Below are 622 nucleotides of genomic sequence, written 5' to 3' on the forward strand. Positions count from 1 at the left end.
CTCTCGAGCCGGAAGCCCGCGAGCTGCCGAGCGAGCCGTTCCTCCTTGCGTTCGTCGACCGAGACGAGTCCGACGGCGCCCACGAGTTCGGCGAGGTGACGAGCGGTCGGCGTCACGACGATGAGAGTTCCGCCGGCGGCGAGGACCCGCGCGGTCTCGATCGCGTTCCGCGGCGCGAAGACGCTGAGGACGAGGACCACGCTGCCGGACCGGAGCGGGAGCCCCGCCCACGCGTCGGCGATCACCGCCGCCATGCGCTGGTGCGCTCGCGCCGCGCGTCGGATCGCGGGCTTCGACGTGTCGAGGACGAGTCCCACGAGCTCATTCCTCGCCTCGAGCACGCGGGCGAGGTGATACCCGTTCCCCCCGCCGACGTCGACCGCCACTCCTCTCGCGTCGATGGGCACGGCAGCGACGAGGGCGTCGACGATCGCGTCGTAGTGGCCGGCCCCGAGGAAGCGCTCGCGCGCCTCGATCATCGCTGCGGTGTCACCGGCGGTCGGCCGACCGCTCGTGAGCGAGACGTAGCCCTGCCGGGCGACGTCGAACGCGTGACCGTCGGCGCAGACGACGGTCGTATCCGCGGTGACGAGCCCCAGACCGCACACGGGACACGCGAGGA

General features: G+C 72.5%; 1 protein-coding gene. It reads right to left on the reverse strand.

Going from position 1 to position 622, the window contains the following annotated elements; translation table 11 throughout:
• Positions 1–622: putative RNA methyltransferase (locus AC4FQ5_RS19885; protein WP_491146360.1), on the reverse strand; the 622-nt coding region annotated here is incomplete at both ends.

Source organism: Chryseobacterium sp. DT-167, assembly GCF_058310155.1.